This window comes from Paracoccus beibuensis, assembly GCF_026162625.1.
Taxonomy (GTDB): domain Bacteria; phylum Pseudomonadota; class Alphaproteobacteria; order Rhodobacterales; family Rhodobacteraceae; genus Paracoccus; species Paracoccus beibuensis.
This window is the reverse complement of record NZ_JAOTBD010000005.1, coordinates 153,987-175,399: the sequence shown is the minus strand read 5'-3', so window position 1 is coordinate 175,399 and position 21,413 is coordinate 153,987. Positions and strand designations below refer to the sequence as shown.

At 67.7% G+C, this 21,413-nt stretch carries 22 protein-coding genes; 6 read left to right on the top strand and 16 right to left on the bottom strand.

Features of this window, described 5'->3' with window-relative positions:
• Positions 1 to 377: 377 nt before the first annotated feature.
• From OC159_RS05870 to OC159_RS05855, 4 genes are all read right to left on the bottom strand, one after another.
• Positions 378 to 506: a hypothetical protein gene (locus OC159_RS05870; RefSeq protein WP_265500219.1), complete on the bottom strand. Its 129-nt coding sequence runs from the start codon at positions 504 to 506 to the stop codon at positions 378 to 380.
• A 122-nt stretch (positions 507 to 628) separates the two neighbouring features.
• Positions 629 to 1,027 carry an 8-oxo-dGTP diphosphatase MutT gene (mutT, locus tag OC159_RS05865; protein ID WP_265500218.1) on the bottom strand — a complete coding sequence of 133 codons (399 nt, stop codon included), beginning with the start codon at positions 1,025 to 1,027 and terminating at the stop codon, positions 629 to 631.
• Positions 1,024 to 2,277: a bifunctional glutamate N-acetyltransferase/amino-acid acetyltransferase ArgJ gene (gene argJ, locus OC159_RS05860; RefSeq protein ID WP_265500217.1), complete on the bottom strand. Its 1,254-nt coding sequence runs from the start codon at positions 2,275 to 2,277 to the stop codon at positions 1,024 to 1,026. The genes mutT and argJ overlap by 4 nt, the downstream gene beginning before the upstream one ends.
• Positions 2,277 to 3,119, bottom strand: a complete 843-nt coding sequence (locus OC159_RS05855; protein WP_265500216.1) for a peptidylprolyl isomerase — start codon at positions 3,117 to 3,119, stop codon at positions 2,277 to 2,279. Before OC159_RS05855 ends, argJ begins: the two co-directional genes overlap by 1 nt.
• Before the next feature lie 207 nt (positions 3,120 to 3,326).
• On the opposite strand from OC159_RS05855, the gene secA reads away from it, so the two are divergent.
• On the top strand, positions 3,327 to 6,035 hold the full coding sequence (secA, locus tag OC159_RS05850; protein WP_265500215.1) for a preprotein translocase subunit SecA: 2,709 nt from the start codon (positions 3,327 to 3,329) through the stop codon (positions 6,033 to 6,035).
• Between the two features lie 100 nt (positions 6,036 to 6,135).
• On the opposite strand, the gene fmt is transcribed toward secA, so the two are convergent.
• The 4 genes from fmt to def (OC159_RS05830) all read right to left on the bottom strand — a co-directional run bounded on the left by fmt (position 6,136) and on the right by def (OC159_RS05830) (position 8,715).
• Positions 6,136 to 7,029, bottom strand: coding sequence for a methionyl-tRNA formyltransferase (gene fmt, locus OC159_RS05845; protein WP_265500214.1), 894 nt, complete (start codon positions 7,027 to 7,029; stop codon positions 6,136 to 6,138).
• 153 nt (positions 7,030 to 7,182) lie between these two features.
• Complete coding sequence (def, locus tag OC159_RS05840) at positions 7,183 to 7,683, bottom strand: peptide deformylase (RefSeq protein WP_265500213.1); 501 nt, start codon at positions 7,681 to 7,683, stop codon at positions 7,183 to 7,185.
• Between the two features lie 2 nt (positions 7,684 to 7,685).
• Positions 7,686 to 8,162, bottom strand: coding sequence for a peptide deformylase (def, locus tag OC159_RS05835; protein WP_265500212.1), 477 nt, complete (start codon positions 8,160 to 8,162; stop codon positions 7,686 to 7,688).
• A 31-nt stretch (positions 8,163 to 8,193) separates the two neighbouring features.
• Positions 8,194 to 8,715 carry a peptide deformylase gene (gene def / locus OC159_RS05830; protein ID WP_265500211.1) on the bottom strand — a complete coding sequence of 174 codons (522 nt, stop codon included), beginning with the start codon at positions 8,713 to 8,715 and terminating at the stop codon, positions 8,194 to 8,196.
• A gap of 77 nt (positions 8,716 to 8,792) precedes the next feature.
• On the opposite strand from def (OC159_RS05830), the gene OC159_RS05825 reads away from it, so the two are divergent.
• From OC159_RS05825 to OC159_RS05815, 3 genes are all read left to right on the top strand, one after another.
• Positions 8,793 to 9,977: a MalY/PatB family protein gene (locus OC159_RS05825; protein ID WP_265500210.1), complete on the top strand. Its 1,185-nt coding sequence runs from the start codon at positions 8,793 to 8,795 to the stop codon at positions 9,975 to 9,977.
• Between the two features lie 72 nt (positions 9,978 to 10,049).
• The gene (locus OC159_RS05820; protein WP_265500209.1) at positions 10,050 to 11,012 is read left to right on the top strand and encodes an acetyl-CoA carboxylase carboxyltransferase subunit alpha; all 963 of its coding nucleotides are present in this window, start codon (positions 10,050 to 10,052) and stop codon (positions 11,010 to 11,012) included.
• A 335-nt stretch (positions 11,013 to 11,347) separates the two neighbouring features.
• On the top strand, positions 11,348 to 11,578 hold the full coding sequence (locus OC159_RS05815) for a hypothetical protein (protein ID WP_265500208.1): 231 nt from the start codon (positions 11,348 to 11,350) through the stop codon (positions 11,576 to 11,578).
• On the opposite strand, the gene OC159_RS05810 is transcribed toward OC159_RS05815, so the two are convergent.
• The 3 genes from OC159_RS05810 to OC159_RS05800 are packed head-to-tail and all read right to left on the bottom strand — an operon-like array spanning position 11,563 to position 13,975.
• Positions 11,563 to 12,378 (bottom strand): lysophospholipid acyltransferase family protein, encoded by an 816-nt coding sequence (locus OC159_RS05810; protein ID WP_265500207.1) that lies wholly within the window; start codon positions 12,376 to 12,378, stop codon positions 11,563 to 11,565. The genes OC159_RS05815 and OC159_RS05810 overlap by 16 nt on opposite strands.
• Positions 12,375 to 13,304 carry a cell division protein FtsX gene (locus OC159_RS05805; protein WP_265500206.1) on the bottom strand — a complete coding sequence of 310 codons (930 nt, stop codon included), beginning with the start codon at positions 13,302 to 13,304 and terminating at the stop codon, positions 12,375 to 12,377. Before OC159_RS05805 ends, OC159_RS05810 begins: the two co-directional genes overlap by 4 nt.
• Positions 13,301 to 13,975: a cell division ATP-binding protein FtsE gene (locus tag OC159_RS05800; RefSeq protein WP_265500205.1), complete on the bottom strand. Its 675-nt coding sequence runs from the start codon at positions 13,973 to 13,975 to the stop codon at positions 13,301 to 13,303. Before OC159_RS05800 ends, OC159_RS05805 begins: the two co-directional genes overlap by 4 nt.
• Positions 13,976 to 14,086: 111 nt before the next feature.
• On the opposite strand from OC159_RS05800, the gene OC159_RS05795 reads away from it, so the two are divergent.
• Positions 14,087 to 14,809, top strand: a complete 723-nt coding sequence (locus OC159_RS05795; protein ID WP_265500204.1) for a zinc-ribbon domain-containing protein — start codon at positions 14,087 to 14,089, stop codon at positions 14,807 to 14,809.
• Positions 14,810 to 14,812: 3 nt separating this feature from the next.
• Here OC159_RS05795 and OC159_RS05790 read toward each other — a convergent pair whose 3' ends face one another.
• The 4 genes from OC159_RS05790 to argH all read right to left on the bottom strand — a co-directional run bounded on the left by OC159_RS05790 (position 14,813) and on the right by argH (position 20,213).
• Entirely contained in the window at positions 14,813 to 17,308 is a 2,496-nt protein-coding gene (locus OC159_RS05790; RefSeq protein WP_265500203.1) for a DUF4175 domain-containing protein, read from the bottom strand.
• Between the two features lie 74 nt (positions 17,309 to 17,382).
• A complete protein-coding gene (lysA, locus tag OC159_RS05785; RefSeq protein WP_265500202.1) occupies positions 17,383 to 18,648 on the bottom strand; it encodes a diaminopimelate decarboxylase in 1,266 nt (421 codons plus the stop codon).
• The gene (locus OC159_RS05780; protein WP_265500201.1) at positions 18,649 to 18,816 is read right to left on the bottom strand and encodes a hypothetical protein; all 168 of its coding nucleotides are present in this window, start codon (positions 18,814 to 18,816) and stop codon (positions 18,649 to 18,651) included.
• Positions 18,813 to 20,213, bottom strand: coding sequence for an argininosuccinate lyase (argH, locus tag OC159_RS05775; protein WP_265500200.1), 1,401 nt, complete (start codon positions 20,211 to 20,213; stop codon positions 18,813 to 18,815). Before argH ends, OC159_RS05780 begins: the two co-directional genes overlap by 4 nt.
• Positions 20,214 to 20,236: 23 nt before the next feature.
• Between argH and OC159_RS05770 the strand changes: the two genes are divergently transcribed.
• A complete protein-coding gene (locus tag OC159_RS05770) occupies positions 20,237 to 20,785 on the top strand; it encodes a TlpA disulfide reductase family protein (protein ID WP_265500199.1) in 549 nt (182 codons plus the stop codon).
• Here OC159_RS05770 and OC159_RS05765 read toward each other — a convergent pair.
• Complete coding sequence (locus tag OC159_RS05765) at positions 20,763 to 21,338, bottom strand: DNA-3-methyladenine glycosylase I (RefSeq protein ID WP_265500198.1); 576 nt, start codon at positions 21,336 to 21,338, stop codon at positions 20,763 to 20,765. The two genes, OC159_RS05770 and OC159_RS05765, sit on opposite strands and share 23 nt — an antisense overlap.
• Between the last annotated feature and the right edge of the window lie 75 nt (positions 21,339 to 21,413).

The window sequence follows — 21,413 nt, the reverse complement described above, 5'->3', positions numbered from 1 at the left end:
ATCACAGCTCCGGAATTCGCAAGGTTTCAAGCCTCAGCATACGAAACCTTGCAATTCCACGCTACCGTCTTGGCACAATCACCCAGCAAATGCAGGTCGTTCCGACTTATTCAGGGCGAACGACCCGGTTCAGCAAAGCCACAACGCGTTGGCATTCAGGTCAACGCGGCATAGGTCCACCAGCAACTGCCAAATGACAGGTGTGCTGGAAGGACCCGGATGCCGATTGGCAATGGACGGCAACAAAGCTCGATTTTGCCATGCCTCGTGCAAGACAGCCGCCGATTTCTCGGCGGCTGCTCGGTTCTGATGTGTCAGCGCCTGACTGCCCAGATCATATAACTTCTAACGATCAAGCTGTAGGTGCCGAGTAACTGTCAGTTGCTGACCGGCTTGCCTTCGAACAGGCGGCTGCCGACGCGAACCAGAATATTTCCGTTCGACATTGCGCCTTCGAAAAGACCCTGAATCGAAATGTAGCTTCCGATCGAAATGGTGCGAATCATGTCAATCCCTCCTTGCGCCCATGGGGTAAGGTAGTCATGAAATAGTTAACAATGGATTATTTATAAGCCCAGCTACGACTTTTTTGGGCAGTATTGCAACCAGATCACTAAAATGCGCGTTATCAGAGCCACATTTGCAGTGCGGGTATCAGTGGTATGTCAGCCGCAGGCATCGGATAGGCCCGCAAGTCGCGCGCCTTGACCCATGCCAGTTGCTGCCCCTCGCGAGGGTGTACGATGCCCTGCCAGCGGCGGCAGGCGAAGACCGGCATCAGCAGGTGGAACGTGTCATAGCTGTGGCTGGCGAAGGTCAGGGGGGCCAGGCAGCTGTTCCAGGTCTGGATTCCCAACTCCTCGTCGAGTTCCCGGATCAGGGCGGCCTCCGGCGTCTCGCCGGGCTCGACCTTGCCGCCCGGAAACTCCCACAGGCCGGCCATGGGCTTGCCCTCGGGGCGCTGTGCCAGAAGCACGCGCCCGTCGGGATCGATCAGCGCCACGGCCGACACAAGGACAGTCTTCACGAACGGTAATCCGCGTTGATGTCGATGTAGCCATGGGTCAGATCGCAGGTCCAGACGGTCCGTGCGCCCTGCCCCAACCCCAGGTCGACACCGATCTTCAGATCGGCGTTCTTCATGTAGGCACTGGCCGCGGCCTCGTCATAGATGGGCGACCGCCAGCCGTTCTCGGCCAGGACCATATCGCCGAAGCTGATGGTCAGCCGGTCGCGATCGGCCTCGGCCCCGGACTTGCCGACGGCGGCGACGATGCGGCCCCAGTTGGCGTCCTCTCCGGCGATGGCAGTCTTGACCAGCGGCGAATTGGCGATGGCCATGGCGACCTTTCGGGCGTCAGCCTCGGACGCCGCGCCAGTCACGGCGACTTCGACGAATTTCGTCGCACCCTCGCCGTCGCGGACGACCAGATGCGCCAATTCACGCATGACGCCATGCAGCGCCTCGACAAAGGCCTGCCCGACATCGTCTTCCAGATCGGAAATCGGCGCGGCCGCGCTCTGGCCCGTCGCAGCCAAAACCAGTGCGTCCGAGGTCGAGGTGTCGCTGTCAACGGTGATCGCGTTGAAGGTCCGGTCCAGCCCGGACGAGAGCGCCTGCTGCAGCAGATCCGCCGGCACCCGTGCGTCGGTGAAGACATAGACCAGCATCGTCGCCATGTCCGGCGCGATCATCCCAGACCCCTTGGCGATGCCGGTGATGCGGATCGGCCCGCCCTCGCCTTCGATCGTGGCCGAGGCGCCCTTGGGGAAGGTGTCCGTCGTCATGATTGCCCGCGCCGCGTCGGCAACGCCTGAGGGGTCAAGCCCCGCGACCAGGTCGCCCACGACGCCGACGATGCGGTCATGCGGCAGCGGCTCTCCGATCACGCCGGTCGAGGACGAGAACACCCGCCCCCGCGGCAGGTCCAGCGCCGAGGCGACGGTGCCCGTCACCGCATCGACCGATTCCTGCCCCCGCGCGCCGGTGAAGGCGTTCGCATTGCCGGAATTGATGATGATTGCCGCCCCCTGCGGCGCATCGCCGCCCTGCGCAAGCTTCGCCTGGTTGTCGAGGATGCAGGCCGCGCGGGTCGAGGACCGGGTGAAGGCCCCGGCCACCGTGCTGCCCGGCGCGATGCGGATCAGGGTGACATCGGTGCGGCCCTGGTACTTCACCCCGGCGGCGGCGCTGGCGAAATCGATGCCCGCGATCACCGGCAGGTCCGGGAAGGACGCCGGGGCCAAGGGCGAGACGGGAAGTCCGGCCTTGCCCATCAATTCGCCTCCAGCAGTTCGATGCGGTTCAGGTCGGCGGGATCGACGTCGTCGGTCTTCTCGACATCGGCGGCCTCCACCAGGCGCTGGATCTCGGTCTCGACCTTTTCGCGCAGGACCATCTGGCTGATCTGGTCGCGGACCTCCCCGAGCGGCGGCGCTTCGCGCAGGCGGGTCTCGTTCAGCTTGATGACGTGCCAGCCGAACTCGGTCTGGACCGGGTCCGACACGGCCCCCGGCTCCATCGCGGCAACGGCTTCGGCGAAGGGCGCAACCATCTGGTCGGCGGAGAACCAGCCGAGATCGCCCTGGTTCGGACCGGACGGGCCGGTGGAATGCTGTTCCGCCAGTGCGCCGAAGTCGCCGCCGTCGTCCAGCTCGGCCTTGATCTGCTTGGCCTCTTCCTCGGCCTCGACCAGGATATGGGCGGCGTTGTATTCGCGCACGGCATCGGCCTCGGCGAACAGCCGGTCATAAGTCGCCTTCAGCTCCTCCTCGGTCGGATCGGCCGCGGCAATCTGGGTGACGGCGGCGCTGGCGAGCGTGTTGCGGCGCTGCAATTCCAGCTGGGCGCGGACGGCGGCGTCCTCCTCGGCCGATTGGGCAACGGCGGTCTGGCGGATCAGCTGGTCCAGCATCATGTCCCACAGCGCCTGGTCGGGCAGGTTCGCCATGTTCGGGTCCTGGATCGACTGCTTCATGACGATCATCTGCCCCAGGGTGATCTGGTCGTCGCCGACGGTCGCGACGACCGCGTCGGCGCCCTGGTCCTGGGCGAGGACGGGCGCAGACAGGAACGGCACCGCGATCAGGGCGGCGGCCAGCAGGTTCGGTCTGGTCATGGGACTTCCTTTGCAGATCCACAGGCACGCGGCGTGAATCCGGTGCCAACATTGACAGTCAGGCGGGCGCGGCCTACATCCCGAAGCAACTCCGTGGAAGGCGCCGCCGCCGCGTTCGTTCCGGCCCCTGATACGGCAATGCGACCGGGGCGGGCAAGTGGGCCGCAAGGGACGCGCCTTTCCCATCAACGTGATTGCGAAGGTAACATGCTCGGCATTGGAAATCTGGCGAAGATGGTCTTTGGGACGCCCAATGACCGCATGGTCAAGGGAACGCGTCCGCTGGTGGCGCGCATCAACGCGCTGGAGGAGCAGTTCAAGGCGCTGTCCGACCAGGGGCTGATCGACAAGACGGTTGAGTTCAGGGACCGCGTCGCCAAGGGCGAGAGCCTGGACGACATCCTCCCCGAGGCTTTCGCCAACTGCCGCGAGGGGGCGCGCCGCGCCCTGGGCCTGCGGGCCTTCGACGTGCAGCTGACCGGCGGCATTTTCATGCACCAGGGCAACATCGCCGAGATGAAGACCGGCGAGGGCAAGACCCTGGTCGCCACCTTCCCGGCCTATCTGAACGCGCTGTCCGGCAAGGGCGTCCATGTCGTCACGGTCAACGACTATCTGGCCAAGCGCGACGCGGAATGGATGTCCAAGGTTTATGCCCAGCTGGGCATGACCTGCGGCGTCGTGGTTCCCTTCCAGCCCGAGGGCGAGAAGCGCGAGGCCTATGCCTGCGACGTGACCTACGCGACCAACAACGAACTGGGCTTCGACTATCTGCGCGACAACATGAAGGGCAGCGTCGCTGAAATGGTCCAGCGCGGCCATAACTTCGCCATCGTGGACGAGGTCGACAGCATCCTGATCGACGAGGCCCGGACGCCGCTGATCATCAGCGGCCCGTCGCAGGACCGTTCCGAACTTTACAAGGTGCTGAACACCTATGTGCCCCTGCTGACGGACGAACATTACAAGCTGGACGAAAAGGCCCGGAACGCCACCTTCACCGAGGAAGGCAACGAGTTCCTCGAGACCCGCCTTCAGACCGATGGCGTCCTGCCCGAGGGGCAGACGCTTTATGATCCGGAATCCACCACCATCGTCCACCATGCCAGCCAGGCTCTGCGCGCGCACAAGCTGTTCCTGAAGGACCAGCACTATATGGTGCGCGACGGCGAGGTGATGCTGATCGACGAATTCACCGGGCGCATGATGAAGGGCCGCCGCCTGTCGGACGGCCTGCACCAGGCGATCGAGGCCAAGGAAGGCGTCGAGATCCAGCCCGAGAACGTGACGCTGGCCAGCGTCACCTTCCAGAACTACTTCCGGCTTTATTCGAAGCTGTCGGGCATGACCGGCACGGCATCCACCGAGGCCGAGGAATTCGCCGAGATCTACAAGCTGGGCGTGGTCGAGGTGCCGACGAACCGTGGCATCGCGCGCCTGGACGAACACGACCGCGTCTATCGCACGGCGGCCGAAAAATATGCGGCCGTCATCGAGGCGATCAAGGAGGCGCATGCCAAGGGCCAGCCGACATTGGTCGGCACCACCAGCATCGAGAAGTCCGAGATGCTGTCCGAGATGCTGAAGAAGGACGGCATTCCGCATAACGTCCTCAACGCCCGCCAGCACGAGGCCGAGGCGCAGATCGTGGCCGACGCGGGCAAGCCGGGCGCGGTGACCATCGCGACCAACATGGCCGGCCGCGGCACCGACATCCAGCTGGGCGGCAATGTCGAAATGAAGGTGATGGAGGCGCTGAAGGCCGATCCGGACGCCCATCCCGACGATCTGCGAGCCCGCATCGAGGCCGAACACGCCGCCGAGAAGCAGCAGGTTCTGGAGGCGGGTGGTCTTTTCGTCCTGGGAACCGAGCGTCATGAAAGCCGACGGATCGACAACCAGCTGCGCGGCCGTTCCGGCCGCCAGGGCGATCCGGGCCGGTCGCTGTTCTTCCTGTCGCTGGACGACGACCTGATGCGGATCTTCGGGTCCGAGCGTCTGGACAAGGTCCTGTCCACGCTTGGCATGAAGGAAGGCGAGGCGATCGTGCACCCTTGGGTGAACAAGTCGCTGGAACGCGCGCAGGCCAAGGTGGAAGGCCGCAACTTTGACATCCGCAAGCAGCTTCTGAAGTTCGACGACGTCATGAACGACCAGCGCAAGGCGATCTTCAGCCAGCGCCGCGAGATCATGGACAGCGAGGATGTCGGAGAGATCACCGCCGACATGCGCCACCAGGTCATCGACGACCTGATCGAGGACCACATGCCGGCGCGCAGCTATGCCGACCAGTGGGACGTCGAGGCGCTGAAGGTGTCGGTGCGGGAGCGGCTGAACCTGAACCTTCCCGTGGCAGATTGGGCGGCCGAGGAAGGCGTGGACCACGATGCGATGCGCGAGCGGATCACCGAGGCCAGCGACCGCTATATGGCGGACAAGGCGGCGGCCTTCGGGGCCGAGACGATGGTGCAGATCGAAAAGCAGGTGCTGCTGCAGCAGATCGACCAGAAATGGCGCGATCACCTGCTGACGCTGGACCACCTGCGGTCTGTCGTGGGCTTCCGCGGCTATGCGCAGCGCGACCCGCTGTCGGAATACAAGACCGAGGCGTTCCAGCTGTTCGAGAGCCTTCTGGACGGGCTGCGCTTCGACGTGACGCAGCGCCTCAGCCAGATTCGCCCACTGACCGAGGCAGAGCGCGCCGAGATGCTGCGGCAGATGGCGCCTCCGTCCGCGCCGGAGGCCGACACCGCGCCTGCAGAAGCCCCCGAGCCGCAACCGGCCGCCGAGCCTGCGGCAAACGCGCGGCCCGGCGTTGACGAGTCTAACCCCGCGACCTGGGGAAGCTCGGCGCGGAACGACCCTTGCCCTTGCGGTTCAGGCAAGAAGTTCAAGCACTGCCACGGCGCGATCTGAGCCGGGTCCGGCGCGGGTTGCGTCCCGCGGCAGCTTTCGCGCCCGCCGGGCGGGGGACAGGCCCCCGCCGCAGCCGGGCGCGAAGGGGCGCTTCCCGCCCCTAGCCGAGCCGTGACGGCAGGTCCCAGCCGCGCAGGAGTTCGGTGGCAGTCATCGGCCGCTTGCCGGCGCGTTGGGCCAAGGTGATCTGCACGGCCCCGTCACCGCAGGCGATCGTGAAATCGCGCAGAACCGTGCCGGGCGCGCCGTTTGCCTCGACTAGACGGCTGCGGAGGAGCTTCACCCGCTCTCCACCGACATCACACCAGGCGCCGGGAAATGGCGACAGGCCCCGGATCTGGCGATCGACCTCGAATGCCGGGCGGGTCCAGTCGATGCGTGCCTCGGACTTATCGATTTTGGTGGCGTAGGTGACGCCCGTGTCCACTTGCGGCGTCGTCGGCAGCGGCAGGCGCGACAGCACGTAGACGATCAGGCCGGCCCCCATTTCGGCCAAGCGCTCATGGAGGTCGGAGGTCGTTTCCATGGATCCGATCGGCGTCTTTGTTTCGGCCATGACCGGGCCGGTGTCCAGCCCCGCCTCCATTTGCATGATGGCGACGCCGGTCTCGGCGTCGCCTGCCAGGATCGCGCGGTGGATCGGCGCCGCCCCCCGCCAGCGCGGCAGGATCGAGGCGTGGATGTTCAGGCAGCCCAACCGCGGCGCGTCCAGAACCGGCTGCGGCAGGATCAGCCCATAGGCCACGACCACCGCGACATCGGCATCGATCGCTGCAAACTGGGCCTGCGCCTGCGGGTCGCGCAGGCTCTCGGGCGTGCGGACCGGGATGCCCAGTGCCTCGGCTGCGGCATGAACGGGGGTCGGGCGCGCCGTCTGGCCGCGACCGGCGGCGCGCGGAGGTTGCGAATAGACGGCGACGACCTCGTGTTCGGCGGCGATGGCCCTGAGGGCAGGCACCGAGAACTCGGGCGTTCCCATGAAGATGACGCGCATGTGCTTCTCCGCTTGCTGCCTTTGGCTTCGGTCTAGGGACTGGCGCGTGCCGGAGCAAGGTCAGGTCGGGGGGGCGATCCGCAGCTTCCGATCCGCCTGCCGCCCGAGGATGGCGACTGCTCCTCCGGACTCCACCGGCATCGGGATCAACCGCTAGCGGCGGGCAAGCTTTGCCGACTTGGCGACCAGCATCTTGCGGCGCAGCGGCGACAGGTGGTCGACATAAAGCCGCCCCTGCAGGTGGTCGATCTGGTGCTGCACGCTGGTTGCCCAGAGGCCGACGAAATCGCGCTCCTCGACCTCGCCCTGGTCGTTCAGGAACCGCACCGTCACGGCGCGGGGGCGGTTGATGCGGGCCGAAACGCCGGGAAGGTTCGGGCTGGCCTCGTCATGGGCGCGCAACTGGACGCTTTCGTGCAGGATCTGCGGATTGGCCATGCGCACCGCCTGCCCGCGCTTGTCGGAGGCGTCGACCACCGCCAGTTGCAGCATGATGCCGATCTGGGGTGCGGCAAGCCCTACACCGGGCATCGCCTCCATCGTGTCGATCATGTCGTCCCAGATCATCCGGACGGTTTCCGTGATCGCCTCGACTGGGTCGGCCGGGCGGTGCAGGCGCGGGTCGGCGTAAGGCAGAAAAGGGCGCGCGGCCATGGTCAGTCCTTCACGATCAGCCGGCCGTCCAGATGGTCGACCTCGTGCTGGGCAATGCGGGCATGGGTGCCGGTCAGCTGGCGCTTCTGGTGCTTCCCGTCGAGGTCGTACCACCCCAGCGTGATGGCGGCGGGCCTCTCGACCTCGACCGGATGCCCGGGGATCGAGAGACAGGCCTCGACCGCAACCTCGGTCTGCGGAGAACGCCACAGGATCTCGGGATCGAGCATCACCAGCGGTTCCGGATCGCCATTTTTCCACCCCGCATCCATGACGAAGATGCGCCGCAGGTTGCCGACCTGCGGCGCAGCAAGGCCACGGGCCCCCGCAGCATACATGGTGGCCAGAAGATCCGCCGCCAGCGCGTGCAGATTGGGGCTCTTCAGATAACCGGCCGGCTCGCACGGCTGGCGAAGGCGCGGGTCCGGCCACAGGACCAGGTCCCGCTCGATTCCCGATCCGAAGGGGGCCGGCAGCAAGGGCCGGGTCCAACCCCTGGGGGCGGGATCTTCAGGCACGCGCCCGTTCCCGTTTCAGTTTGACCATCTTGCGGGTGATCATCTGCCGCTTCATCGCCGACAGGTGGTCGATGAACAGGATGCCGTCCAGGTGGTCCAGCTCGTGCTGGGCGCAGGTGGCCCACAGCTCGTCGAATTCGCGTTCGTGCGTCTTGCCGTCCAGGCCCAGCCAGCGCATGCGGACCTGCGCGGGGCGCGTCACCTCGCCATACTGGTCCGGGATGGACAGGCAGCCCTCGTCATAACTGTTCAGCGCCTCCGAGGTCCAGGTTACCTCAGGGTTGACCAGCACCAGGGGCGCGGGTTCGGCCTGCGGATCGCGGGTGGCGTCCATGACAAAGACGCGCGCGCCGACGCCGATCTGCGGCGCCGCCAGGCCGATGCCGGGCGCGTCGTACATGGTCGCCAGCATGTCGGCGGCCAGCGTCTCGATCTCGGGCGTGATGCGGGCCACGGGTTCGGCCACCTTCTTCAGGCGCGGATCGGGATGGATGAGGATCGGTCGCACGTTCATGCCCGCGATTTAGGGCATGGCTTCACCATAAGCAACAACCAGCGTATGCAGGCGTGGCGCAACCTGCAGGAGGTCCCATGCCCGATCCCGATTTCGACCAGATCATCGACCGCCGCGGCACCCGGTGCAGCAAATGGGACGACATGCAGTCGGCCTATGGCGTGGACCCCGACAACGGTCTGGCGATGTGGGTGGCCGACATGGACTTCCGCCCGCCCCAGTCCGTGCAGCGCGCGGTCGAGGCGGCCGTGGCGCATGGCGTCTATGGCTATCCCGGTGCGAACCGCCCGTATCTGGATGCGATCTGCTGGTGGATGGAAAATCGTCATGGCTGGCAGGTCCAGCCCGACTGGGTCCTGACCTGCTCGGGTCTGGTGAACGGCGTCGCGATGGCGCTGAACGCCTTCACCGCACCGGGTGATGGCGTTATCGTCATGAGCCCGGTCTATCACGCTTTCGGTCGCGTGATCCGCGCCGGTCGCCGCGACCTGGTCGAACTGCCGCTGGCACAGCGGGAAGGCATCTATCACATGGACTGGGACAGCTGGGAGGGGATGCTGAAGGGCCAGGAGCGCCTGCTGATCCTTTGTTCGCCGCACAACCCGGGAGGCCGCGTCTGGACTTTCGAGGAACTGTCGCAGGTGGCCGACTTCTGCCGCCGCCATGACCTGATCCTGATCTCCGACGACATCCATTGCGATCTGGTGATGCCTGACAGCCCGCGCCACCGGATGATCGCGACCGTCGCGCCGGACATCGCCGACCGGCTGGTGACGCTGACGGCCGCGACCAAGACCTTCAACATCGCGGGCGCCCATATCGGCAACGCGATCATCGCGGACCCCGACCTGCGGGCGCGGTTCAAGGCGGCGCTGATGGCGGCCGGGATCTCTCCGGCGATGCTGGGGATGGACATGGTCGCCGCCGCCTATTCGCCCGAGGGCGCGGCCTGGGTCGATGCGCTGGTCGACTATCTGGACGGCAACCGCCGCATCTTCGATGACGGTGTCAACGCGATTCCCGGCCTGCGGTCCATGCCGCTGCAGGCGACCTACCTGTCCTGGGTGGACTTTTCCGGCACCGGCATGACGCCCGCCGAATTCACCGCGCGAGTCGAGGGCACGGCGCAGATCGCCGCCAATCACGGCGCGACCTTCGGGACCGGGGGCGACCGGTTCGTGCGCTTCAACCTGGCCACGCCCCGCGCCCGCGTGATCGAAGCGGTGCGCCGCCTGCAGAAGGCCTTCGCGGACCTGCAATAAGCAGCCTGCGTTGCACTGTTCGGGCGAGGCGCCTATATGGGGCCGAACCCGAACGCGCCGAGGGCAGCACGCATGGTCTATCTGGATTTCGAAAAACCGCTCGCCGATATCGAGGGCAAGGCCGAGGAACTTCGCGCCATGGCCCGCAAGGGCGAGGGGGCCGTCGATGTCGAGAAAGAGGCCGCGGCGCTGGACAAGAAGGCCGGGGACCTGTTGCGCGACCTCTACAAGTCGCTGGACCCCTGGCGCAAGACGCAGGTCGCGCGCCATGCCGACCGCCCGCATTGCCGCGATTATATCCAGGCGCTGTTCAGCGAATACACGCCCCTGGCCGGCGACCGCGCCTTTGGCGACGACCATGCGGTCATGGGCGGGCTGGCGCGGTTCAACGACGCGGCCTGCGTCGTGATCGGCCACGAGAAGGGTAACGACACCCGCTCGCGCATCCACCACAACTTCGGCATGGCGCGCCCCGAGGGGTATCGCAAGGCGATCCGCCTGATGGACATGGCGCACCGCTTCAAGCTGCCGGTGATCACGCTGGTCGACACGCCTGGCGCCTATCCCGGCAAGGGAGCCGAGGAGCGTGGGCAGAGCGAGGCCATCGCCCGCTGCACCATGAAGTCGCTGGAGATCGGCGTGCCGCTGGTCAGCGTCATCATCGGCGAAGGCGGATCGGGCGGTGCCGTGGCCTTCGCGACCGCCAACCGCATCGCCATGCTGGAACATTCGATCTATTCGGTCATCTCGCCCGAGGGCTGCGCCTCGATCCTGTGGAAGGACGCCGAGAAGATGCGCGAGGCCGCCGAGGCGCTGCGCCTGACTGCGCAGGACCTGAAGAAGCTTGGCGTGATCGACCGCATCATCGCCGAGCCGCTCGGCGGTGCGCAGCGGGCGCCGGCGGATACCATCGCCTCGGTCGGGCAGGAAATCGCCGCGATGCTGGCCGATTTGGACGGAAAATCGCCGGCAGAACTGACCAGGGACCGACGCGCCAAGTTCCTGGCGATGGGGTCCAAGTCGCTGGCCGCCTGAACACGACACTGTGACCGCCCTGCCACAGCCGCCCCGAAACGGGCGGCTGTCCATGTTTGCGCGCTTGCGCGAACTGCAGACGCCGGGCAGCCTCCACCCTGCCCGCAACCATCAGCAGGAAGGAGGGGCCGCATGAACATATCGGACACCACCTTCGCCACGATGGCTGGCATGCAGCGACGAATGGATCGCCGCTGACCGCCTGAACGGGCCCCCACCGACGACCTGATCCCGACCGACCGCGTTCGCGCGGCCCGTCCGCATGTCGTCATTTTCCAAGACCGACCCAACCGACCGCACATGATCCCGCCATGGAGGTCAGCCGGAGAGCAACGATGATTGCCGAACTGCATCCGCAGGCCAACAGCCTGCACCCCACCCTGCACCGCCTGATCCGCCGTCATGGCGCGACGGCGGTCCTATGGGCCCTTGTCCGGGCGCTGCTGCTGCCACGGCGCAGGCGGCCCCGGCCGCCGGACCCTTACCACCTGTCCCCGCACATGCGGCGCGACATCGGCCTGCCGCCGGTGGAGCCGCATGTCCCGCGCCATTACGAGCTGCGGTGATCTACCATCTCGGGCGGCGCAAGATCCGCCGCCCGGACCGGGATGTCCAGCCCGGCCTCGGCCATCAGGCGGTCGGAATGGGTCTCGATCTCGGCTGCCAGTCGCGGCAGGAAGCCCTCCGCCGGGATCTGCGGGCCGATGGTGGGCAGGAACTCGACCACGGCGCGGCCGGGACGGATGCCCCATCCGCTGCGCGGCCAGAACATGCCCGTGTTGACCGCCACCGGCACGACCGGCAGCCCGGTCCCCAGCCGGATCGTCGCCACGCCCTGCTTGTATGACTTGCGCTGCCCCGGCAGCGTGCGCGTTCCTTCGGGATAGATGATCAGCTGGCCCAACCCCTCGCCCGACATGCGCTGGTTGATCTGGTGAGAGATGGCGGCCATCGCGTCCCGCCCCCGCGTACGGTCGATGGGAATGCAGCCGGTCTTCCAGGCGTACCAGCCCATGACCGGCACGCCCATCACCTCTCGCTTCATGATGAAGGCGCGGCGGGGGACGGCATGGGCGATGATCAGGATATCCCAGAAGCTTTGGTGCTTGGCGGCGACGATGCAGTCGTCGGTGGGCGGCGTGCCCCTGATCTCGCAGGTCAGGCCCAGGTGCAGCCGTGCCGCCCAGACCATGTAGGCGATCCAGCGGGTGGCCACGGAATTGGCCCCCGCCCGACCCCGCCGCAGCGCCGGCAGGCCGGCCAGCCCGATGACGGTGGTCGCCAGCGCGACATGGACATAGAAGAGGACGTTCTGCACATATTGCCACGCCGTCAGCGGACCGGGCTTGGCGCGGTCGCGGTTCATCGGACAGCCCCCAGCATCTTCAGCGCCGCCCAACGGGTTGCGAAGAAGCCGACGGCGGCGGCGATCAGCGGGATCGACAGCGGCATCAGCCAGCCCCAACCCTGAAACCCCAGGCCGGTCAGGAAGCCGCCTGCCGCGCTGGCGTCCGGCAGGATCGCGACAGCCAGCATCCCCAGGACCGTTCCCGCAGCCGATCCGACCGCCGCGCGGCGGGTGAAGCGGCGCACGAAGGCGTTGGCGATGGTCAGGTCCCGCGCCCCGATCAGACGCATCACGCGGATCACCTGCCCGTTGGCCGCCAGCGCCGCCTTGGCCGCCAGCGTTATCATCGCGGCCGAGGCGGCCGCGATCAGCACCAGCGACACGATGCCCAGCATCCGCAGCCGGTTCGCGGCCGAGACAAGGGGCCGGCGCCATTCGGTATGGTCGTCAAGCACCGCGCCCGGGGCCTCGGCCTCCAGCCGCAGGCGCAGGCCCTCGGCGTCGAAGTCGTCGCCCGTGACCGGCACGTCGATCAGCGCCGGCACCGGCAGGGCATCGACCGGCATGTCGGGCCCGAACCAGGGTTCCAGCAGCTGGGCCATCTCCTCCGGCGGCAGCAGGCGCGGCTCTCCGGCGCCGGGCGTCGTCTGGAGGATCGACAGCGCCGTCTGCACCTGCGCCTCCTGCTCGGTCACGGGGGCGCTGACGCGGACGGTCACGCTGCCCGCCAGGGCGTCGGACCAACGGTCGGCCAGCCGCCCCGTCGCCAGCGCCAGGGCCAGCGCAAAGACCGCCAGGAAGGCCATCGCCCCGGCCGAGAACAGCGTCAGCTGCGCCGTGAAGCCGGTCGGCGGTACGATCCGGTCGCCCTTGCCGCCGTCGCCGCCGATCAGGCCGCGCCACAGGGCCACCAGGTTCAGTCCCCGAAGATCCCGCCGCATCACAGATCCGCCCCTGCCAGATGCAGACTGCCGCCCGAGATCCGCAGCACCCGCGCCGTGACCTGCGCCTTGGTGGCGCGGATCAGGTTCAGGTCATGGGTCGCGACCAGCACCGTCTTGCCCGACTTGTTCAGCTCGATCAGCAGCTGCATCAGCCGCATCGACATCTCCCAGTCCAGGTTGCCGGTCGGTTCGTCCGCCAGCACCAGGTCGGGCGACAGGATCACGGCGCGCGCCAGGGCCGCCCGCTGGCGTTCTCCGCCCGAAAGCGACGGCGGCAGCGCCCGAGCCTGCGGCGCCAGCTGCACCCAGCCCAGAAGGTCGCGCAGCGCCTCCATGTCCACCGGCTCTCCGGCAACGGTCAGCGGCAGCGCGACGTTTTCCGCAACCGCCAGGTGTTCCAAAAACTGCGGGTCCTGGTGCACCACGCCGACCTGGCGGCGCAGGTCCGCAATGTCGTCGCGCGAAAGATCCCGAAGCTCGTGGCCGAAGGCGGTCATCCGGCCCGCGGTGGGCAGAAGATCGGCGTAGCACAGCCGCAACAGCGTGGTCTTGCCCGATCCCGACGGCCCCGTCAGGAAGTGGAACATGCCCGGTTGCAGGCTCAGCGTCATGCCCGACAACAGCTCGGCCCCGCCGTGATAGCCGAAACCGACATCCCGCATCTCGATCAAGCGCCACCTCATTTCCGTTACGGCCCGTCTGGCGCGGACCTCGCGCCCGGCGCGACTTGGAAGCCGGACCTGCGCTTGATAGAACAGCCACAAGGCGATTACGAGGGTGGCATGGCTGAAATCAACTTGATCTGTCCGGGCTGCAAGGCCGAATACGTTCTGCCCTTCGCCGCCCTTCCCCCCGCAGGCCGAGAGGTCGAATGCAGCCGCTGCGGCCTTGTGTGGCAGGCGAAGCGCGCCGACGTGGCCGAGCCGCTGAACCTGACGTCCTATACGCTGGCCGGGAAGGCCCCCGACCCGCAGCCAGCCGTCCCCCAGCCGGCCATCCCGCCCGCCAGCCGCCGTCTGGCCCCGGAAGTGCTGGATATCCTGCGCGAAGAGGTCGAACACGAACGCCGCCTGCGCGCCGGAGAGGAATCCATGCCCCAGCCCGCAGCGGTTTCGCAGCCCGAACCCGACTGGCCCGCGACGACGGTGGTGGTCCCGGCCGGCGCCACCCGCGCGGTGACGGCCAACCCGCAGCCGCAGGTGCCGTTGACGCCGGCCGCCAACGCCTCGCCCGTGGTGCTCCGGCACCAGCCAGTGTCCCGACCTGCGCCCAGGCCGCACCAGCCCGGCACCATGTCCCGCGAATCGATCGGCCGACGCCCGGGGCGCTATGCCCTGGGCTTCGGGCTGATGGTCATGCTGGCGGTTGCCTGCCTCGCGATCTATCTTCTGGCGCCCCAGCTTGACGGGCAGGGTGCCATCGGCGAGCGCCTGGCCGACCTGCGCGAAGGCATGGACCGCATCCGGCTGTGGCTGGACAGCCAGGCCGCACGCCTGCGCGGCTGAGCCTTAGAACCGGTCCAGCAGCCGCCCCAGATAGTCGCGCTCGTCCTCGGGGCGGCCCTGCTGACCGCTGCGGCGCCGGATCTCGTCCAGAAGATCCCGCGCCCGCTGCGCGGGATCGCGCCCCTCGGCCAGCGGATCGCCATTGGTGATCACGTTGCCGCCGCCACCGCTTTCCCGCCCAAGCGGGTCGACGATCGGGCGCCCCTGATAGGGCTGCTGGCTTTGGCCGCCCTGCGCGCTCTGGCCCGGCTGGTTGCCAGGCTGCTGGCCTTGGCCCGGCTGCTGGCCTTCCTGCCCCTGCTGGGCCTCGTCGGCCATCATCTCGCCCAGAGAGCGCATGCCCTCGCGCATCGACTGGATCGCGTCCGCCTGGCGCTGCAGGGCCTGCCCGGCATCGCCCTCGCGCAGCGCCCGTTCGGCATCCTCCATCGCGCGCCCGGCCTCATCCAACTGCCGCCGCGCCGCATCCCCCTCGGGCGAGCCCTGCCCCGGCATCAGCCCCTGCTGCTGCTCAAGCTCGTCGCGCAGCGCGCGCTGCCGGTCGGCCAGGCTCTGGCCCTCCTGTCCGTCGCCCTGCTGGCCTTCGCCCCGCTGGTCTTGCCCTTGCTGGCGCTGGTTTTGGCCGAACTGGCGCTGCATGTCGCGGAAGGCCTCGTCCGACAGGCGCTGCTGCTCGCGCAGCGTGTCGGCCAAGCGGTTCATCGGCTGGCTGCCCTGGCCGCCCTCCTGCCCTTCGCCCTGTCCCTGCTGGACCTGCAGGTTCTCCATCATCCGGTTGAACTGCTCCAGCAAGGCCTCGGCTTCGGCCATGCGGCCCTCGTTCATCAGGCGCTGGATCGCGTCCATCATCTCCTGGATCTGATCGCCGGTGATCTGCTGGCCCTGCTGGCCGCGATCGGGGCTGTCGGCCTGGTTCTGATCCTCGCTCTGCTCGGCCAGCATCTGGGTATAGGCGTCGGTCGCCTCGCGCAGCTCGGCCATCAGGCGCTGGATCTCGTCGGGGCTGGCGCCGTTGCGGATCGCCTCGGACAGGCGCTCCTGCGCCTGGCGCATCTGCTCCAGCGCGTCCTGAAGGCCGCCATCCTCCAGCTGGACCGCCGCCTCCCACAGCGCCTCGGCCAGTCGGTCGCGGGCCTCGGTGGTGACGTCGTCGCCTTCCAGCACGCCGACCGCGCCGCGCAGCTGCGTATAGAGGTCATCCTCGACGAACCCTTCTGGCTGCCATGTGACGGCGCGGAGGATCTCGGCGCTGCGGCCCGCATTTTCGCGCGACCACAGCAGGTCGCGGCGCAGTTCGATCAGCGCGGCGGCCATCGGGTCGAAGAACCGCCGGCCGGGCAGGATCACCGACATCGGGTCCGACCGGCCGACCTGCTCGATCCCGTCCTCGGCCCGCAGCGTCAGGCGCACCGGCAGGTTCGCCCATGGATGGCGCGAGAGATCCTCGGCCAGTTGTCCCTGCACCTCCTGGCGCGCGCCCCGTGGCAGGGGCAAGGGCAACTCCACCTGCTCGCGCGGCTCGGGCTCGACCGCAAGCCCAAAGCGGCGGTCCATGGCCGGCATGTCCAGCGCGATCACGGCCTCGGCCCCGACCACGCCGTGATCGTCGACCGCGCTGAAGTCCTGGATCATCCGCCCATCGGCCCGGCGTGTCGGGGCCGCACCCGCGCGGATCACCGGCGCGGCGTCGGGCAACACCGTCACGTCGAAGCGGCGGCCCGCGACCTCGATCACGCCCGTCTGCTCGGCGGTGAAGGCGGGCGCGGTGACATCCCGGCCCGTCGGAGAGCCGATGTCCTGCACCACCTCGGCGTCGCCGCCATAGAGCCGGAAGCTGACGGCGCTGCCCTTTGGCAGTTCCAGCACCTCGCCATCGGCCAGCGCGTTCAGATAGATCGTCGGCCGTCGCGTATAGGCTGGGGGTTCTGCCCACCCCTCCCACGCAGGGCCCGAAGGCACGGCCACGCCAGCGCCCGGAGGCGTCATCGTCGCCGCGATGGCGCGGACGCCCTGTCCCATCTGGCCCGCGCCGCCGAAGATCAGCGCCATCACCAGCGCCACCATGCCGGCCAGCCGCAGCGCATAAGGGTCGCGTCGCGCCAGATCCGCGTCGGGCCGCACCGCCCGCGCCGCCAGCGCCGCGTCCTGCATCTGCGCCAGGTGCGCCTGCCACAGCGCGCCTTCGCCGCCAATGGCCGCCCGGTCCCGCAGCGCGCTCAGTGGTCGCCCCGGCAGCGTGCGGTCCAGCCGCTCCAGCGCCTCGGACGGGCGCACGCGCCGGAACCGCCAGCCGCCCCAGCCTGCGGCGATCACCACGGCCAGCAGCCACAGCCCCGCCAGCCAGGGCAGAACGGCACCCGGCGCGGCCGACACCGCCCCAAGGGCCAGCGCCGCGAAACCCACCGCAAGCAGAGTGACCAGCGGCCAGAAGGCGCGCGCCGCCCGTTCCCACGCCATGCCCCAGCGGGTCAGGCGCAGGGCGCGGGTGACGCGCGGCATCGTGATGTCGGAAACGCCTTCAGGGCTCCGGAGGCTGACGACCCCCGGCCTGTCGGTCAGATGCTGACGCCCGATCAAAGCCATTCCGGGATGCTATCGCGCCCTAGCATCTCCTCATACGTCGGACGCGGCCTGATGACGGCGAAGTGATCGCCCTGCACCAGAACCTCGGGCACCAGCGGCCGGGAATTGTATTCCGATGCCATTACGGCACCATAGGCCCCGGCCGAGCGGAAGGCGATCAGCCCGCCCGCCGCAATTTCGGGCAGTTCCGCGGCTTTCTGGAACGTGTCGCCCGATTCACAGATCGGGCCCACCACGTCATAGGGATGCACGCCGGCACCCAGATCAGGTTCGACCACCGGAACGATGTCGTGATGCGCGCCGTACATCGCGGGGCGCAGCAGGTCGTTCATGGCCGCATCCACGATCAGGAAGTCGCGATCCTCACCTTTCTTGACGTAGATGACCTGGGACAACAGCACCCCGGCATTGCCGACGATGTTGCGGCCGGGCTCGATCTCGATCTCGCAGCCCAGATCGCCCACCGCCTCGCGGATGACCTCTCCGTATTCGATGGGCAGCGGCGGCGAGTTGTTGTCGCGGCGATAGGGGATGCCCAGGCCGCCGCCCAGGTCCAGCCGCGTGATCTGGTGCCCTTCGGCCCGCAGCGCCCTGGTCAGGTCGGCGACCTTGACATAGGCGGCGCGGAACGGCTTCAGGTCGGTCAGTTGGCTGCCGATATGGACGTCGATCCCGACGACCTGAAGGCCCGGCAGTGATGCCGCCTCGGCATAGACCTCGATGGCGCGGGATATCGGGATGCCGAACTTGTTCTCGGACTTCCCGGTGGCGATCTTCTCGTGCGTCTTGGCGTCCACGTCGGGGTTCACGCGGATGGCCACGGGCACGCTGGCGCCCATGCCGGCAGCCAGAGCCGACAAGGCGCGCATCTCGGGCTCGCTCTCGATGTTGAACTGGCGGATGCCACCCTCGATCGCCATGCGCATTTCGGGCGCCGTCTTTCCGACGCCGGAAAACACGATCCGCTCTCCCGGCACGCCCGCCGCCTTAGCGCGCGCATATTCGCCGCCCGAGACGACATCCATCCCCGCACCCAGATCACCCATCAGCTTCAGCACGGCCAGGTTGCTGTTCGACTTGACCGCAAAGCAGACGAGGTGATCCGTCCAGTCCAGCGCCTGCCGGAACAGGCCGAAATGCCGTTTCAGGGTCGCCGCCGAATAGACATAGACAGGCGTGCCGACCTCTGCCGCGATGCGCGACAGCGGTACGTCCTCGGCATGCAGATGCCCATCTTTATAGAGGAAATGGTCCATCTACAGTTCGGCCACGACACCGACGGTCGCGTCGCCGCTGACGGTGACGCCGACCTTCTGCTGCAACGGCTCCTCGACCGGGCGTTGGGGTGCGCCGTCGACGCCGCACCCTGCCAGGACGGCCAGAAGCACGACCAGCACGACGACGATGATCAGGGTGTTTCTCATGCCAGTTTCTCCTTCCAGCGGGTGATCTGCGCGCGCACCTGCGCGGGCGCCGTGCCGCCATAGCTTTGGCGCGAAGCGACGGAGTTGTGCACGCCCAGCACGGTGAAGACATCCTGCGTGATCCCGTCATGGACCGACCGCATGTCCTCCAGCGTCAGGTCCGGCAGGTCGATGCCCCGGCCTTCGGCCAGGGCCACCAGCGACCCGGTGACGTGATGGGCGTCGCGGAACGGCAGGCCCAATTCGCGCACCAGCCAGTCGGCCAGGTCGGTGGCGGTAGAAAAGCCCGTGCTGGCCGCAACCTCCAGCCGGTCGCGGTTGGCCGTCAGGTCCGACAGCATCCCCGACATCGCGGCCAGGGCCAGCATCAGGCTGTCGGCGGCGTCGAAGACCTGCTCCTTGTCCTCCTGCATGTCCTTGGAATAGGCCAGGGGCAGGCCCTTCATCACCGTGAACAGCGCCACCGTCGCGCCCAGGATGCGCCCGATCTTGGCACGGATCAGTTCAGCCGCGTCGGGGTTGCGCTTTTGCGGCATGATCGACGACCCGGTGGACCACTTGTCCGACATCGACACGAAGCGGAACTGCGCGGACGACCAGATCACCAGTTCCTCGGCCAGGCGCGACAGGTGGACGGCGCAGATCGAGGCCGCGGACAGGAACTCCAGCGCGAAATCGCGGTCGCTGACGGCATCCAGGCTGTTGGCCATGGGGCGCTCGAAATCCAGCGCCTTCGCGGTCATGTCACGATCGATCGGATAGCCGGTCCCGGCAAGTGCCGCAGCACCCAAGGGCGATTCGTTCATCCGCTTGCGGGCGTCCTGAAACCGCGACAGGTCGCGGCCGAACATCTCGACATAGGCCATCATGTGGTGGCCCCAGGTCACCGGCTGCGCGGTCTGCAGGTGGGTGAAGCCCGGCATGACCCAATCCGCCCCCGCCTCGGCCTGGCCAAGGGCCGCGCGGATCAGCGCGGTCAGCCCGTCGATGGCCGCGTCGCACTGGTCGCGCACCCACAGGCGGAAATCCGTCGCCACCTGATCGTTCCTGGACCGGCCGGTGTGCAGGCGTCCCGCGGGTTCGCCGATGATCTCCTTCAGGCGCGCCTCCACGTTCATGTGGATGTCCTCCAGCGCGGTCTTGAACGGAAAATCTCCGGCCTCGATCTCTGACAAGACGGTGAGCAGGCCTTCCCCGATCGCCTTCGCATCGCTATCGCTGATGATGCCCGTGGCCGCCAGCATGGCGGCATGGGCCCGGCTGCCCCGGATGTCCTGGGCATAAAGCCGCCGGTCGAAGCCGATCGAGGCGTTGATCGCCTCCATGATCGCGTCGGGTCCGGCGGCGAAGCGCCCGCCCCACATGCTGTTGGCGGAGGTTTCTGGCCGGTCGGTCATCAGGTACGTCCCTCGGAGGTCTCATGCTGCGTTCCGCCCTGCTTTATACGGCCCTTATCATCGGTGCAAACACCGCCTTCGCGGCCCAGCCCGACTGGCAGGCGGCCCGGGACGGAGGGCTGGGAAAGCTGGTCGTCGCCGACGATCCCGCGCCCCTGTCGGAAACCGAATTCACCGATCCAGACGGCGGCACGCACACCCTGGCCGACTGGAAAGGCAAGGTCGTCCTGCTGAACTTCTGGGCCACCTGGTGCGCCCCCTGCCGCGAGGAGATGCCGGCGCTGGACCGCCTGCAGGCCGAGATGGGCGGCGACGACTTCGAGGTTGTCACCATCGCCACCGGCCGCAACTCGCCCGAGCGCATCGACGACTTCTTCAAGGAGGTCGGCGTGGAAAACCTGCCGGTGCTTCTGGACCCGCGCCAGCAGGTCGCCCGCGACATGGGCGTCGTGGGCCTGCCGGTGACCGTGCTGATCGACCGCGACGGGAATGAGGTCGCACGCTACCTTGGCGACGCCGAATGGGATTCCGATGCGGCAAAGACGCTGATCACGCAGCTGATGGCGCCGTAAGGGCGCCGTGCCGGTGGCAGGTCGTCAGGTGGTCGTTGACCATTCCGGTGGCCTGCATGAAGGCATAGATGATGACCGGCCCGCAGAAGTTGAAGCCCCGCTTCTTCAGTGCCTTCGACATGGCCTGAGACTGCGCGGTCTGGGTCGGCACCGACGCCGTGTCGGGCCAGCCGTTCAGGATCGGCTGGCCGCCCACGAAGGACCACAGCCACGGCGAGAATCCCTCGGTCGCCTCGATGTCCAGATAGGCCTGGGCGCCGCGGACGGTCGCCTCGATCTTGCCGCGATGGCGGACGATGCCGGGATTGCGCAGCGCCCGGTCGATCCGCGCCGCATCCCAGGTCGCCACGCGCACCGGTTCGAAGCCGTCGAATTCCTCGCGGAACGCGTCGCGCTTGCGCAGGATGGTGATCCACGACAGGCCTGCCTGGAAGCCGTCCAGCACCAGCTTTTCCCAAAGCGCCCGAGGGTCGCGTTCCGGCACCCCCCATTCGGTGTCGTGATAATCCTGGTACAGCGGGTCGCTGCCGCACCAAGTGCATCGCTGGATCATTCGTTAACCCTGAGTTGAAAATCAGATCCCGTTTCACGGCAGGTTAAGCCATGATGGCCAGACTTCAAGCAGGCC

Excerpts from the sequence above, each read along its gene's own strand:
- OC159_RS05870 (WP_265500219.1), bottom strand. The coding sequence starts at position 506 with ATGATTCGCACCATTTCGATCGGAAGCTACATTTCGATTCAGGGTCTT.
- argJ (WP_265500217.1), bottom strand. The coding sequence starts at position 2,277 with ATGGGCAAGGCCGGACTTCCCGTCTCGCCCTTGGCCCCGGCGTCCTTC.
- OC159_RS05855 (WP_265500216.1), bottom strand. The coding sequence starts at position 3,119 with ATGACCAGACCGAACCTGCTGGCCGCCGCCCTGATCGCGGTGCCGTTC.
- secA (WP_265500215.1), top strand. The coding sequence starts at position 3,327 with ATGCTCGGCATTGGAAATCTGGCGAAGATGGTCTTTGGGACGCCCAAT.
- fmt (WP_265500214.1), bottom strand. The coding sequence starts at position 7,029 with ATGCGCGTCATCTTCATGGGAACGCCCGAGTTCTCGGTGCCTGCCCTC.
- def (WP_265500213.1), bottom strand. The coding sequence starts at position 7,683 with ATGGCCGCGCGCCCTTTTCTGCCTTACGCCGACCCGCGCCTGCACCGC.
- def (WP_265500211.1), bottom strand. The coding sequence starts at position 8,715 with ATGAACGTGCGACCGATCCTCATCCATCCCGATCCGCGCCTGAAGAAG.
- OC159_RS05825 (WP_265500210.1), top strand. The coding sequence starts at position 8,793 with ATGCCCGATCCCGATTTCGACCAGATCATCGACCGCCGCGGCACCCGG.
- OC159_RS05820 (WP_265500209.1), top strand. The coding sequence starts at position 10,050 with ATGGTCTATCTGGATTTCGAAAAACCGCTCGCCGATATCGAGGGCAAG.
- OC159_RS05815 (WP_265500208.1), top strand. The coding sequence starts at position 11,348 with ATGATTGCCGAACTGCATCCGCAGGCCAACAGCCTGCACCCCACCCTG.
- OC159_RS05810 (WP_265500207.1), bottom strand. The coding sequence starts at position 12,378 with ATGAACCGCGACCGCGCCAAGCCCGGTCCGCTGACGGCGTGGCAATAT.
- OC159_RS05795 (WP_265500204.1), top strand. The coding sequence starts at position 14,087 with ATGGCTGAAATCAACTTGATCTGTCCGGGCTGCAAGGCCGAATACGTT.
- OC159_RS05790 (WP_265500203.1), bottom strand. The coding sequence starts at position 17,308 with ATGCCGCGCGTCACCCGCGCCCTGCGCCTGACCCGCTGGGGCATGGCG.
- lysA (WP_265500202.1), bottom strand. The coding sequence starts at position 18,648 with ATGGACCATTTCCTCTATAAAGATGGGCATCTGCATGCCGAGGACGTA.
- OC159_RS05780 (WP_265500201.1), bottom strand. The coding sequence starts at position 18,816 with ATGAGAAACACCCTGATCATCGTCGTCGTGCTGGTCGTGCTTCTGGCC.
- argH (WP_265500200.1), bottom strand. The coding sequence starts at position 20,213 with ATGACCGACCGGCCAGAAACCTCCGCCAACAGCATGTGGGGCGGGCGC.
- OC159_RS05770 (WP_265500199.1), top strand. The coding sequence starts at position 20,237 with ATGCTGCGTTCCGCCCTGCTTTATACGGCCCTTATCATCGGTGCAAAC.
- OC159_RS05765 (WP_265500198.1), bottom strand. The coding sequence starts at position 21,338 with ATGATCCAGCGATGCACTTGGTGCGGCAGCGACCCGCTGTACCAGGAT.